This is a genomic window from Flavobacteriales bacterium, assembly GCA_021739695.1.
Taxonomy (GTDB): Bacteria; Bacteroidota; Bacteroidia; order UBA10329; family UBA10329; genus UBA10329.
Map to the genome: position 1 here is coordinate 68,047 of JAIPBM010000011.1, position 14,713 is coordinate 82,759.

7 protein-coding genes are annotated in these 14,713 nt (G+C 45.7%); 2 read left to right on the plus strand and 5 right to left on the minus strand.

The features are described from left to right. Nucleotides 1-41 precede the first annotated feature (41 nt). From K9J17_08820 to K9J17_08835, 4 genes are all read right to left on the minus strand, one after another. Nucleotides 42-1,172: a glycosyltransferase gene (locus tag K9J17_08820; protein ID MCF8276823.1), complete on the minus strand. Its 1,131-nt coding sequence runs from the start codon at nucleotides 1,170-1,172 to the stop codon at nucleotides 42-44. Next, nucleotides 1,165-2,280 (minus strand): glycosyltransferase, encoded by a 1,116-nt coding sequence (locus K9J17_08825; GenBank protein ID MCF8276824.1) that lies wholly within the window; start codon nucleotides 2,278-2,280, stop codon nucleotides 1,165-1,167. Before K9J17_08825 ends, K9J17_08820 begins: the two co-directional genes overlap by 8 nt. Nucleotides 2,281-2,358: 78 nt before the next feature. Next, complete coding sequence (locus tag K9J17_08830; GenBank protein ID MCF8276825.1) at nucleotides 2,359-3,003, minus strand: O-methyltransferase; 645 nt, start codon at nucleotides 3,001-3,003, stop codon at nucleotides 2,359-2,361. Nucleotide 3,004: 1 nt separating this feature from the next. Further along, a complete protein-coding gene (locus K9J17_08835; GenBank protein ID MCF8276826.1) occupies nucleotides 3,005-5,323 on the minus strand; it encodes a TonB-dependent receptor in 2,319 nt (772 codons plus the stop codon). A gap of 604 nt (nucleotides 5,324-5,927) precedes the next feature. Here K9J17_08835 and K9J17_08840 point away from each other — a divergent pair. Together K9J17_08840 and K9J17_08845 are read left to right on the plus strand one after the other, a co-directional pair. Beyond that, nucleotides 5,928-9,524, plus strand: a complete 3,597-nt coding sequence (locus K9J17_08840) for a choice-of-anchor L domain-containing protein (GenBank protein MCF8276827.1) — start codon at nucleotides 5,928-5,930, stop codon at nucleotides 9,522-9,524. Nucleotides 9,525-9,529: 5 nt separating this feature from the next. Then, nucleotides 9,530-13,672, plus strand: coding sequence for a PKD domain-containing protein (locus K9J17_08845; GenBank protein ID MCF8276828.1), 4,143 nt, complete (start codon nucleotides 9,530-9,532; stop codon nucleotides 13,670-13,672). Nucleotides 13,673-13,674: 2 nt separating this feature from the next. Here the strand turns inward: K9J17_08845 and holA are convergent, their stop codons facing one another. After that, the gene (gene holA, locus K9J17_08850) at nucleotides 13,675-14,712 is read right to left on the minus strand and encodes a DNA polymerase III subunit delta (GenBank protein ID MCF8276829.1); all 1,038 of its coding nucleotides are present in this window, start codon (nucleotides 14,710-14,712) and stop codon (nucleotides 13,675-13,677) included. Nucleotide 14,713 lies beyond the last annotated feature (1 nt).

Genomic DNA, 14,713 nt, shown 5'->3' on the forward strand with positions numbered 1-14,713 from the left:
ATAAAATCAATAAACCCGATTCAGAAATGGATCGGGTTTTTTTATGCCTTTACATCCGCAAAAATCAGCGAATAGAGTTTCTTGGCATTCACCTTATTGCAAAACCGTGCATTCAAAATCTCCTCACGTCTTTCCACACTATCGCCATTGAACTCTTCTGAGAACAAGGCCTGAACCGCTTCAGCAAATCGTTTATCGGTATTTTCCACTCTACACAACGATTCCAATCCGGTGTTTTCGACCATAAAGGAATTCACCAAGCAGTGGCGTCCCATGTAGAGTGCTGCCAATAACTTCAACTTAATGCCTGTAGCTTGAAAAGTGGGCAAGACATTTATCTGAGCATCCTTGATCAATTGATGGATATCCTCGGTATTCAGGTTTGACCGAATCTCGACATTAGAATATTTAGCAACAGCCAACCTCAGCTCCTGAGATGGCTTATTTCCAGCAATGACGAGCGGGACATCGATCTTGGAGAAAATCCGGTTTACCAGGTAAAGTGCAGCTTCATTGTTTTCTCCTATTTCCAAACTTCCATGATACAGACAGAACGTTCCCATTCCTTCAGAGATCTCGACTTTGTCGTTTGGATGAAAAGCCGAGACATGCTGAACATTCGGATACTTAGGGTCTAGATATGCCGCGTCTGCTCTGGAAATAGCCGCAATCAATTGGGCATTGCAAAGCGTTCGTTCAAAGCGCTCCAACTTCACAGCTTCGTTCAAAAAGTAGTATTTCTTAAAAAAGTCCTTTTCAACCTTCGCCAGATTGCGGTAATAATCATGTTCGATATTGTGCGTTCTCACAATTTTGAATTGACCTGAAAGTCGTTCATCTTCCAAGTGATAACAAGTATGTAAACCCTCAAACAGTATTGGATGATCATCTTTAAGTAAGCGCTGCACAAGTTCTTCTGATGAACGGGTTACGGCAATGAACGGACGCCTTCGAAAAAGATAGCCTCTTGTGGTTTTTCGATGGTAGTAAAAAACCTCCTCGCAGTATTGTTCTAGCTCGGGCGCTTGCTTTCGGCCGTATTCGTAGCAATGCAGATGGATCTTAACGCCTTGCGATGCAAGCGCTTTCAGCTTATAGAATACATCGATGACGCCTCCGTAATTGGCAGGAAGCGGCACATCAAATGCTATGACGTGCAAGTGCTTAGACATGGATAGAATCAATCATTGTTGAAAGAGCCTCAGTTTCGTTTTCCCAGTTAAGCTCTGCCCTTGCTTTGAGGGCATTCTGCTTCCATTCGTTCACCTTTGGTGAAAAAAGCATTTCGCGAATCTGCTGAGAAAGCAACGGTGGATTGAACGATTTCACAATCTCCCCTACTTCATATTGCTCCACAATCCGCTTTACTTCTACAAGATCTGAAGCAAGAATAGGAATTCCAGCATGGATATAATCAAAGAGTTTATTCGGCAAACTGAAGCGGTAATTCACGTTCGTATCCTTATCCAGCGAAAGCCCAAGATCAGCCAATCGTGTATGTGCCATCATTTCCTGATAAGGCATTCGCCCCTTGAAGATCACTCGGTCAGAAATCTCAAAATCAGCGACCATTTGCTTCAACTTTTCCACAACATCTCCTGAACCTACAATCAATAGAACAGCATCATCGATGTAACGCATAGCCTCCACGGCTTCTTCTGCTCCGCGATGCATGTTAATGCCAGCGCCTTGTAGGATGATGACCTTCCTGTATTCCGGAATGCCAAGTTCCGATTTTGACAATTCGCCAGTGAGTTCAGAAACCGGAGGAATATTGCGCAGCACCTTCATTTTCACTCCGTACTTCTGCTCATACAGGTCCGCAATGGACCTATTGACTGTAAGTGAAAAACGAAGTTTAGGCAAAATGCGCTTTTCAATAGCCAACCAGATCTTTTGCACGCGCGGCCTTTCTACCAGTTCAGGAACTTCGGTGAAGAATTCATGACTATCGTAGATCAGTGGTTTGTGTTTGATCTTGCTTGCCAGAAAGTTAGGAAGCAGCGTGTCCAGATCATTGGAAAAGAGCAGGTCTGATCTTCTAAAAAGAAGATGGAAGAACAACGCGATATTGAACGAAGCATAGAACAACGGTCCCTTTTCGAATGGCAGTTTCATGCGGTGCATGGAATAGGTCCGCTGCTCCAATGGGACGCTCGTTGAGGTGTGCCGTCCGATAAGAACCACTTCAAATCCTTTTTGACCCAACAACAGGCAATGCTTGTGCACGCGCTGGTCGGTAGAAAGATCGTTGATGACTGACACGATGGCCCTTTTCAATCTGTAGGTATTAATCCAGAATCAGAATAGGAAAAGTGTATCGATGCGCGCTTGTGTTACGGAATTATAACGGCCAAATTAAGCCAATTTTCTGGCTACGAGCAAACCATCTCTAATGGGCATCATTACGTGTTCAACACGGGAATCGGTCTTCACTTTTTTCGCGTAATCTTTCAAGGCAATCGTGTCCTTATCCAAGGTGGAATCATCTTGCAACACTTTACCACTCCAAAGCACATTATCGGCAATGATGTAAGCGCCAACGTTGACCTTATCGAACACCAGGTCATAATAATTTGAATAATTCTCTTTATCGGCATCGATAAAAACAAGGTCAAACCTCTTATCCAAGTTTGGAATGATCTCTACCGCATTTCCGATCAGAGAATCGATACTATCCAACTTTCCTGCCTTTCGGAAATATTTAAGAATGATGTCTTGCAACTCCTCATTCACATCAATGGTGATGAGTTTTCCACCTTGCTGAAGACCATCGGCCAAGCACAGTGCCGAATACCCGGTGTAGGTTCCGATTTCCAGAATATTCTGTGGCTTTATCATCATGGAAAGCATGCGCAGCACTTGACCTTGCAAATGCCCCGAAAGCATTCTTGGTGTCATGATCTTGGCGTAGGTTTCCCTGTTCAGTTCTGCCAGAATTGCCCCTTCTTCCCGAGTAAATTCCTCGGCATATGCCTCTATTTCCTTTGGAAGAAAATCCATTTTAAAATTGCCAGCTTAAGCCCAAACTTGGCAGTATCGGCAATTGGTTCACACGCTCATAACGAACGCGATCGATGTAGAACACATTCTTACGATTGTAAACATTGGTCAGACCAACAACTATATCCAAGGTGGTGCTTCCCACCTCAAATTTACGTTTCACAGAAAGGTCCAATCGGTGATAATATGGAAGTCTTCCTTTGTTGAGTTCGCCATATTGAACACCCAGCGTACCATTCTGAGTGGTATAATCGGTATTGACCCCGTTGGTGAACACAAGATTTTCGTAAAAACCAGCTGTTTGCGTGAACGGGAAGCCTGAACCCAGATTCCAACGTACGCTTGCTTCCCAATTAAGGTCTTTTCCGAAGGTGTAAGCCGCTACCAGATTGACGTTATGACGTCTATCGAACAGTGGGTAGTATTCTCGTATGCCATCATATCGCGTTACTTTACTCAGCGAATAAACCGCCCACAGATACAAGCGTTTGTGGCTGTATTTGAACACGAAATCGATTCCCATCGCTTTTCCGGTTTCGATGATGAAATCCTTTTTCAACAGATCAGGAACGCCTGCGTTCTGATCATCGTCTGCAAAAAGTTTATTCCTGTTCACATTGCTCAATTGAAGGAAGTTTTTCAGATATCCTTCCACATTCAAGGTCACACGTTTTCCGAGATCAACTTCAAACCCAACGATATTGTGCATGGCACGCTGAAGTGGATTATTGATCGTCTTACCATCGAACTCTTTCGGAAGATTCTCTGGCGCTGTTAGAAATCCGTAGAACAAGTTCACAACATCTCTATCGGAATTGGCGCTGATCATGTTCTGCGCAAACAGACCGAATGCATATTTCAGACGGAGCCATTTGGTAATGTTCCACTTGGCACCAAGGCGTGGCTCTGGAGATGCAACGCCTAACGATGCATAATAATGGAGACGGAAGCTAGGCTCTAGGACGATCTTGTCTTTCCAACTCCATTTGAACTTGGCAAAGACTCCGAAATCGGTCGTGTTCTGCGATTCGTTGTTGCCTATCTTCTGTCCAACCGAATTCACAAACTCATATTTGGTCTGGAAACCCTGTAGGAATGGGCCGAATTTCAACTCGCTTTTGCCGAAATAATAGGTGAAGTTCATTCCACCGTTGAAACCACCGATCTGGCTGAAGCGTCTGTCATCAACACCCCCACCGGTAAGTTCAATCCGATAGCTGGAATAATTGAAAAACGGCTCCAACAATACTTGCGAACCAGAAGGAACTACAAGCACATTCATTGCCACTCCATAAGAGTTCCATTTGTAGTTATTGATAGACTGATAGGTGACCTGATCATTGAAGCTGAAACCTGACAGATTGATCTTACTTCCGCTATTCGCATTGTAAGACAACTTGGCAAAAACGTCCGTGAAATTGAAGGGAAGTCCATCACCATTGTTCACGTAAGGGTAAAGCACTTTTGAAGTGTATTTCAGGTAAGAGGTCTTACCAGAAACCATGTAAGTAAGCGTTCCCCCACGCTCTTCTTTCAGCTTAATGATGGGCCCTTCCAACAAAAGATTGGTACCAAAAGGATTGGCCGAAACTTTACCTGAGAATTTAACACGGTTACCATCGCGGGTCTTGATATCCATGATGGAAGAGATACGATCGCCATACTCGGCATTGTAACCGCCCGTATAGATGTCGGCAGTTTTGATGATATCGGTTTCAAAAACAGAAAAGAAACCAATGCTATGAAATGGATTGTAAACGATCATCCCATCCAAAAGAACCTTGTTCTGAATTGGCGAACCACCTCGAATGTATAACTGTCCGCCTTGGTCGCCTGTGAAGATCACACCAGGTTGCACCTGAAGTACTTGAGCAAGATCCGATTCTCCACTTACGGTAGGAACCTGCTTCATTTCCTTAGGCGTAAGTTGCGTTACGGATGTTCTCACTTCCGAAAGTGCTTCTTGGCGCTCTGCACTGATCTGAACCTCACCCAGTTTTACCGAAGATTTTTGGAGATAAAGATTGACCGAAGCAATACGATCGGCCTGCACCTCCACAGCAGAATAAAGTGTGTCATATCCCAAGTAAGTGATCATCAGTGTTTGGTTGCCAACAGGAACATTGGTGATGGTGTAATATCCATTCACATCGGTGGCAGCGCCCAAGGTGGTGCCTTTCAGCGTCACATTCGTAAACAGAACAGGTTCTCCGTTCTCCTTATCGTACACAAAACCTTTAACCTTTCCTGTTTGTGCCTGAGCAAGCGAGCACACAAATAGCAGAATGATTGCGATAGAGATGTCGCGTGTTCTTTTCATAAAACGAATTAAGCGCGCAAAGGTAGAAGTAATCAAATGCGATTTTGTCAGCACGAGGATAATTACGGGCAGCATCCCCTGCTCCAACAATTCGAGATCTTATTCGATACCTATTGATTTTCAATACATTGAAAACCCATTGAAATTCAGAAGTGTAATTAATGGAAGATTGTTGCTTGCCGACAGACACAGTTCGCTGAACCGACCTCAATGTAACTCCCCCAATGGTAAAATGAACTCCCTCGATGGCGGAGGGGACTCCCTCAATGACTGAGGGAACTCCCTCGATGACTGACGGAACTCCCAAAATCGAAATTTGACTCTCCGCTAGGTCAATAGCAATCCTATTTCAGCTGCGGAGCATTCTTTCTGATTCCTTAAGTACATATGGTTCCCTCCACGCAACGAAATCGGCTCAGCCATCAAACATTTGAATAGAATATCTCCAAAAACCAATTCAGCAGAAGCGTTACTTTTTGCCGTTAACCCTAAGCAACCCGAACCCAATTTCCATGTCTAAAGCAGTGAGCAGATAAGTTGTTTTTCCAATTGGAATAAAGCCTTGTTTGAGATACTTTAGAAGACTCATTCGCCAACCCGTCAAATGATGATAACCCGTAGCGGTTTTTCACGATACATACTGATCATTGCAACGCTTATCGCTTGCCATGGGAATGCCTTTGGGCAACTTACCACCACAAGCGGTTTGACGGCCACTGCCCTTGCCCAATTGCTTGCCGGACCGGGAATTACCGTATCAAATGCTACGCTTACGGGATCGCCTTTGGCTGCTGGGTCTTTCAATGGAACCGCCAGTAATATTGGACTGCCAAGTGGTGTGATCCTATGTACTGGTCCGACAACATGGGCTCCAGGACCAAATAATTCTGGAAGCGCAGGTGAAGACAACGGCCTTCCGGGAAATGCTCAACTCAATGGCCTGGCAGGCGCTGGAACATTTAACGCAATCGTGCTCGAGTTCGACTTCATCCCTCTTTCCAATACCATTGAATTCGATTACGTATTCGGTTCGGAGGAATATCCTGAATTCGTGAATTCGGGCTACAACGATGCCTTTGCATTCTTCATCAGTGGGCCAGGCATTGCAGGTCAACAGAACATTGCACTTGTTCCCGGCACTGCTATTCCTGTAACCATCGATAACGTTAACGCTGGTTCATACGCTCAATATTATGTGAATAATGCAGGAGGCGCCACTGTTCAGTATGATGCCTTCACCACCGTACTCACCGCTTTTTCCAATGTTCAGGCATGTGAAACATACCATTTGAAAATCATGATTGCCGATGCTGGTGATGGCATATGGGATTCTGGAGTATTTCTTGCCGAAGGCAGTTTAACCAGTTCTGTAGTAGAGATAACAACCACAACTGCCACTGCCGATTCTACTGCGTACGAAAACTGCTCAAACGCTACAGTCACGTTTACGCTGAGTGAGAGCATCTCGACCGATTATGTGGTGAATTTCAGCGTGACCGGAACAGCAACAAATGGTGTCGATTTTCCGGCTATTCCAACATCAGTCACCATTCCGGCAAACACACTTAGCACCAGTTTTCTGATAGAACCCGTGTTTGATGGCACGGTAGAAGGCGTTGAAACGGTGATCATTGATGTACAGACCAGCGTTTGCGGTTCAGACACGATCTTGATCTACATCAACGATGTTTCTCCCGTAACGGTGGAAGCGTTTGGAGACACGGCTTTTTGTGGAGGAACGGCCAAGCTTTGGGCAACTTCTACTGGCGGTGCTGGGGGAAACACCTATTCTTGGTCTACTGGCGAAACAACGGATACGATTTTTGTCAGTCCGGCATCAACCACCACTTATACCGTCACTGCAAATGATTTCTGTGCCTCAACGGTTCCAGAACCTTCTGCTACAGCTACGGTCACCATCGACCCAACTCCTGTTGCAGATGCTGGGCCAGATATCCCTTATTGCGCTGGCGACCCTGTGACCTTAAGTGGTTCTGGCGGAGTGGTGTTTGAATGGTATGACATCACCAACGGAACCGTGGTTGGAAATGCGGGAACAATCACCATCAATCCCGTGGGGAATGTCGATTACCGAATGATCACGTTGATAGGTGTTTGTAGCGATACGGATTACGTTTCAGTTACCGAATTGCCAGCTTCGCCTGCAAATGCCATTGGCGATACTTCTTTCTGTGCTGGCGGAATGGCTCAACTAGATGTAGTAGGTGCCGTAAATTCTACTTTTTCTTGGTCGCCAACCAACGGATTAAGCAACTCACTCATCAGAAATCCAGTGGCATCGCCAATGGTAACAACCGTTTACACCGTTACGGTAACGAGCAATAGCGGATGCATTAAAACAGACTCCGTAGTGGTAGTAATCGACCCACAACCGATTGTTGATTTTGTGGTAGATGATGTTTGCTTGAATGCACCTTCATTCTTTGGCAACCTTTCAAGCATTTCGGGTGGCGTGGTTCAAACTTACCAGTGGCATTTTGGCGATGGAAACAGTAGTTCAAACCCAAATCCTACAAGTGTTTACCTCTCGGATGGCGCATATCAAGTTCAACTTGTGGCAATTTCTGACCAGGGTTGCAAAGACAGCCTTACGCAAACCACCACCATTCACCCTTTCCCGATAGCAAACTTCAATTTTGCGAGTGATTGTGAAGACAAGTTGATTCCATTCTTTGATCAATCGACCGTTTCAAGCGGACAAATCACATATTGGAACTGGGATTTTGGAAACGCAAGCAGTTCAACACTTCAAAACCCTCCATCACAAGCATATCCCAGCGATGGATTTTTCCAAGTGAACCTAAGCGTGGCCACTGCCTTCGGATGCGAGGATGACACGACAGGAACCATTGAAGTTTTCCCAGTTCCCGTTGCTGCCTTTGCCTTCGACTCGGTTTGTTTGGGCAATGCGAATCAATTCACAGACTTTTCCAATCCTAACGGCTCTTATCCTATTGGAACTTGGAGTTGGGTTTTCAGCGACAACCAAACTTCTCTTGTTCAAAATCCAACTATCACTTTCGGGCAGCATGGCTTTTACAATGCAACCTTGACCGTTACTACAGCAGCAGGTTGTGCCAATGCCATAACGTTAGGCAATGCAGTTGTTCATCCGTTGCCGGTCTCTGAATTCAGCAATGCGATCAAAAATTGTTTGGAAGACACCACTTGGTTCGAAGACCTTTCATCGGTTCCTGTTCAGTTGAATGATGTGATCATAGATTGGAGTTGGGATTTTGCCGATGGCGCCAATTCAAGCAATCCGAACACCGAACATCTTTATTCTGATCATGGCTTTTACCCAGTTTCATTGATCACAACCACGGATAAAGGTTGCACCGATACGGTCGTTCATCAAGTGGAGATTTTCCCATTACCAGAGGTGAGTTTCACTTCTGATGTTGTGGATGGTTGCCAGCCGCTTCGGGTCACGTTCACAGAAACCTGCTATATACCTGCCCCCTATTCCATTTCTCAATGGACATGGAATCTGGGCGATGGCGATGGCCCGACAAACAATCAGAACCCAATGAACGTGTATTACAACGATTCGCTGGATGATCTGAGCGTGGCCGAGTACACGGTTTCACTGCGTGCAACCTCAGGCAATGGATGTGTGAGCTACGATACGGTGGTCAACTACATTACCGAATATCCGAAACCCGATGCCTTGTTTTCAGCCGACCCATACATCACCGATCTTCTCAATCCTGAAATCAATTTCACCGACCTATCTTCAGAAAATGTAGTTGAGTGGCACTACGATCTGGGCGATGGAAATTACAGCGCAGACCAGAATCCATCCAATAATTACAATGAACCTGGCACGTATGACGTGACGCAATACGTAACCACTCAATATGGTTGCAAGGACACAATTGGCACTTCCGTAAAAGTGGAACCTATCTACACCTTTTACATCCCGAATGCTTTTACTCCGAATGCCGATGGGAATAACGAGGAATTCTATGGCGATGGAGAAGGTTTTAAATCCTATTCCATGTATATCTACGACAGATGGGGAGAAGAGATCTTCACATCATTCGATCGAGATTACACATGGGATGGTTCGTACCAAGGACAACAAGTGGAGCAAGGCGTTTACATCTACTATTTCTACATAATAGATTGGAAAAATGATGACCACGCGTACAGAGGCCACGTCACGTTAACGCGTTGATGGAAATGAAACTGAGGTTATTTCCTGTAGTACTCGTATTTCTGTCGGTCATACTCATACCGCTACAGAGTGCTGCGCAGTACCAGATAAACGGAAATGCCGCGCAAACGTCTTGTAATTGCTATAGACTTACGCCAGCGAATAATGGTCAGAACGGTTCAGTATGGAACGTGAACCTATTTGACCTGAGCAACTCTTTCAATTTCACTTTTGACGTTTTTCTAGGTTGTAATGGTGGTGGTGCTGATGGTCTAGCATTTGTCCTTCAGCCGTTGAGCGTGAATGCTGGTAGCTCTGGAGGAGGCATCGGTTATCAAGGCATTAACCCAAGTTTTGCGGTAGAATTAGACACCTACCAAAATGGTGGCGAGCCAGCCTATGATCACATGGCTTTTCAGACTAACGGAGTGGTATCTCACGGTGGCCCGAACACGCTTGCCGGACCGACCCCGATCAGCGGTAGTGTGAATAACGTAGAAGATTGCGCTTGGCATCAATTGAATGTTGTTTGGGATGCTGTCGCGATGACCATGACCGTTTACTTCGATGGTGTGCTCCGCTTGACCTACACTGGGAATATCGTGAACAATCTTTTTGGCGGAAACCCAAACGTGTATTGGGGATTTACAGCGGCCACTGGAGGCGCAAACAATCTTCATCAATTTTGCAATGCACTGAACCCTGCACTCATTGTCACTTCTCCTGTTCAATGCGCAGGAACACCAGTAGATTTTCAAAGTTCGTCTGTGGTTTCCACTGGACTTATCACTGGCTTTCAGTGGGATTTTGGGGATGGAGCCACTGCAACAGGAACACAGGTTTCGCACACTTATGCTGCTGCGGGCACATATACAGTTACGCTTACTATCACTTCAGAAGGCTGCACTGCCAGCAACTCCGTCCAAGTCACAATCAATCCAGCGCCTTCATTCAGTTTAGGGTTAGACCAGTCAATCTGCGCAGGGGATTCATACCAAATGGCGCCAACAGGTTTGGCTGGAGGAGAAACAGCTCAATGGTCGCCAACCACAGCACTCACCAATCCAAGCATTTCGAATCCATCATCAAACCCAGCCTCAAATACCACATATACATTGACAATTACCGATGCGAATGGCTGCACGAATACAGACGATATCGGGATAACGGTCAATCCGCTTCCTACCGCCAATGCAGGACCAGACCAAACTATCTGTACGGGCAGTGCCACTGCAATGGCAGCTTCTGGTGGTGTACAATACAGCTGGAACCCAACAACTGATCTTGCAAACGCAAGCAGTGCAACAACACAGGCCTCACCAACGATCACTACAAATTATACGGTAACGGTTACCGATGCCAATGGCTGCATCGATACGGATGACATGTTACTCAGCGTGAATGCACTTCCTGTGGTGAGCGCTGGAGCAGACAACAGTATGTGCAATGGTCAGACGGTGCAGCTTTCCGCTTCTGGAGCTGTTTCTTACAGCTGGTCGCCAAGCACAGGATTGAGCAATGCAAGCATCAGCAATCCGATTTTCAGTGGCGTTGCAACGAGCACATTTACAGCAACAGGAACTGACGGAAACGGATGCGTAAACACGGATGATGTCACAATCACTGTTTTTGCGCTTCCAACAGCAAGTTTTCCGCAGCCAGCTGATGTCTGCCTTGGCAATGCTACTGAGTTTACGGATAATAGCGTAGGCACAGGCCTGAATTACACTTGGGATTTTGGCGATAGCAGTCCCCTGAACTATTCGCAAAGCCCAACCCATACGTATGCTAGCGATGGAACTTTTACGGTAACGCTATCCATCACTGATGTGAACGGATGTTCCAATACAACAACTCAAACAGCAACGGTAAATCCACTACCAGTTGCGATTGCCGGTATCGATCAATCCATCTGTTTGAACACACTCACCACAATGGCTGCATCGGGAGGTTTACAATACAGTTGGAATCCCGTAACAGACCTCGTTGATGCAACAAGTGCTACCACGCAAGCTTCTCCAAGCTCAACCACAACTTACACCGTTACGGTTACTGATGCTAACGGCTGCATTGATACGGATGACATGACGATTACTGTAAATCCGCTGCCCGTTCCAACAATCAACGTGGTTGGCGGATCAGTGTACTGCGAAGACGAAGTCATTCAATTCCAGAACGCCACCGTTGGGAACATTACCGATGTTTTGTGGGATTTTGGCGACAACAATTTCTTGCCCGCATTTCCGAACACCACAAGCACGCTGAACAATCCAAGCTTTGCTTATGGGAATTTTGCTTTCGGTCCGTATACGGTACGACTTGGTGTGACCGACAACTTGGGATGCTACGATCAAGCATCGATTCAGATCACCATCAACGATAATCCTGTTGCAGAATTTGATCAACCTACGGACGTATGCCTCGGAGATCCAACGGTCATTATTGATAATAGCACAGGAACAGGCCTTGTGTATGCTTGGAATTTCGGTGACGGAACAGCGATAGATGCTTCGGCAAGCCCAACCCATACCTACGCCATAGATGGAACATTCAACATTGGTCTGACATTGGTAGATGTAAACGGATGTCAGGCCACGGCAAGTTCAACGGCAACAGTATTACCACTTCCTAATGCAGCCATGAACATCAATACTGGAGAAGATTTCTGTCAGGATGAAGTGATTCAGTTCATGAATGAAAGCACAGGAAACATTACCGATGTTCTGTGGAATTTTGGGAACAACGCTTTTCTTCCTGCATTCCCCAACGCCACAAGTACACTGGATGATCCGACCTTTGCCTACAACAATTTCGCATTCAGTCCATATACCGTTACACTTGGCGTCACCAATTCGGCCGGCTGCTACGATCAAACTCAAGTTGTAGTGGTTATCCATGATAAGCCAATAGCCGAGTTCAGCTCAACGAATGCCTGCGAAGGAGACGCCACACAATTCACAGACGAATCAACCGTGAATTCTGCTGCAATTGATGGCTGGAAATGGCAATTTGGGAACAACAACAGTTCGTCAGTACTGCAAAACCCAACTTATTCGTACCCTCAAGCGGGCGTTTATCAAGTACAATTGATTGTGGAAACCGAATTCGGATGCCTGGATACGGTCCTTCATGATGTGATTGTGAATCCGACACCTGTTATGAGCATTTCGGGTATTGATACGTGCTTGAATGACGAGACTTCATTCGTAAACAACTCTGTTCCACAGGATAACACGATCCTAAGTTGGGATTGGGATTTTGGCGATGGAACAACTGCAAACAGCATCACCACAGCACATACCTACACGAACCATGGTGTCTACACGGTTTCGTTGACTGCAACATCAGACAGCGGTTGCGTGGCAACAGGTACAACTCAGATTGAGGTGTTTCCGAATCCCATTCCTGCATTCCAAGCGATTGAGGCAGAAGGTTGTGCTCCGCTGGATGTGCTATTCTTGAACCAATCTACCATTGCAAGTGGATTCATTTCGAGCTACGAGTGGAACTTGGGAGACAGCACTTTTTCTACCGCTTCAAGCCCACAGAACACTTACCCTGATTCTGGCTACTACGACATTACCCTTTCCGTGACCAGCGCAGAAGGCTGCAACACTGTTCTGTTCGCAGACAATGCCATCAGAGCCAATATCACTCCCATTGCCGACTTCACCATAAACGAAGATGTGCTTTCACTTTTGGATGCTGAAGTCGTACTAACGGATCAATCTCAGCACGGATTGATCTGGGATTGGAATTTAGGCGATGGCACAAGTTCATCAGCTGTTAATCCGACCCACATTTACACGGAACCCGGGATTTACGATTTGAGCCTTACTGTTATTAACGGAGATTGCGAAGACACGAAATACGGGCAAGTAAAGGTAGAACCGATCTACACCTTCTATATTCCGTCTGCGTTTACGCCTGATGATGATGGACTCAACGAAACGTTTTTCGGCACAGGCGAAAGCGTGAAAACCTACAACATGAAAATCTCTGACCGTTGGGGTGAAATGATCTTTGAATCAAACGAACCCGACTTCCATTGGGATGGCACTTATAAAGGAAAACAAGTGGAGCAGGGAAACTACGTTTATGAGTTCAACCTGCTAGATCTGTTTGGCAATCAGCACCGCTACTTAGGAGTAGTGACACTGATGCGATGATGCTAATGCATGATCTTGAACACCAGTTCTTTCATCAGATCACCCGCATCTGTTCCTGAGTTTCCGATGCCTTTGCTTTTCAGATCCACCTCGCGCAAGTAGCCGATAATGCTGCGCAGTTTCTTTTGTGTGAAATTCCGCGAACCCAATTGATAATCCTTTACAAAGTATGGATTGACACGAAGCACTTTTGCCGCCTCATTTGCCCGATTATTTTTCTGCAAATACTGCAACATGATGATCTTGAAAAAGAAGCCATAAAGCGTGGCCGTCAGCATCTGGATCGGGTGTTCTTTCAAATTCTTTGAGAAGTGAATGATGATGCGATTCGCCTTGTTCACGTCTTTATTGATCATCGCATTCTGGAGTTCAAAAACATTGAAATCCTTGCTTATACCGATCTTCTTTTCAATTAAGTCCAAGGTGATGGAACCGCCTTTTTCGAGGTCGATGAAAAGCTTCCCTAACTCGTTATCGATCTTGGCAAGATCATTTCCAAGATACTCGGCCAAAATACTGGCCGTTCTTGGGTCGATGTGATAACCGAGTGTTTGCACATGTTCGGTTATCCATGTACTCAGCGTCCAATCCTTTACTTTTTCTGACGTGTAGAAAACACCATGTTTTTCTACGGCAGTCTTGAGCTGTTTTCCAAGCTTTTTCCGAGCATCGATCTTCTTGTATTTGTGACAGAAAACCAGAACGGTGCTTGGCAGCGGATTCTCTAAATAGGAAACCAATTCGCTCTTAGCGTCATCGCCCGCTGGAATCAGATTCCGAATTAGCTGCGCTTCTTTTATGATGACCACTTGCCGCTGCGCCATCATCGGGAAACGCTTGGCTTCTGACACGATTGTTCCCACATCTGTATCCAGACCATAAAGCACTGTTTGGTTGAAGCTTTTTTCGTCCTCGGTCAGCGCGTGCTCCGCAATATAATCTGAGATGCGGTCGATGTAAAACGGCTCCTCTCCTTGAAGAAAATAAACAGGCTTGTACTTTCCGGCCCGCATATCGGCCATGATGTTTCTGATCGGCATT

Coding starts and splice junctions, on each gene's coding strand:
- K9J17_08820 (MCF8276823.1), bottom strand. CDS start 1,172: ATGTCTAAGCACTTGCACGTCATAGCATTTGATGTGCCGCTTCCTGCC.
- K9J17_08830 (MCF8276825.1), bottom strand. CDS start 3,003: ATGGATTTTCTTCCAAAGGAAATAGAGGCATATGCCGAGGAATTTACT.
- K9J17_08835 (MCF8276826.1), bottom strand. CDS start 5,323: ATGAAAAGAACACGCGACATCTCTATCGCAATCATTCTGCTATTTGTG.
- K9J17_08840 (MCF8276827.1), top strand. CDS start 5,928: ATGATGATAACCCGTAGCGGTTTTTCACGATACATACTGATCATTGCA.
- K9J17_08845 (MCF8276828.1), top strand. CDS start 9,530: ATGAAACTGAGGTTATTTCCTGTAGTACTCGTATTTCTGTCGGTCATA.
- holA (MCF8276829.1), bottom strand. CDS start 14,712: ATGCCGATCAGAAACATCATGGCCGATATGCGGGCCGGAAAGTACAAG.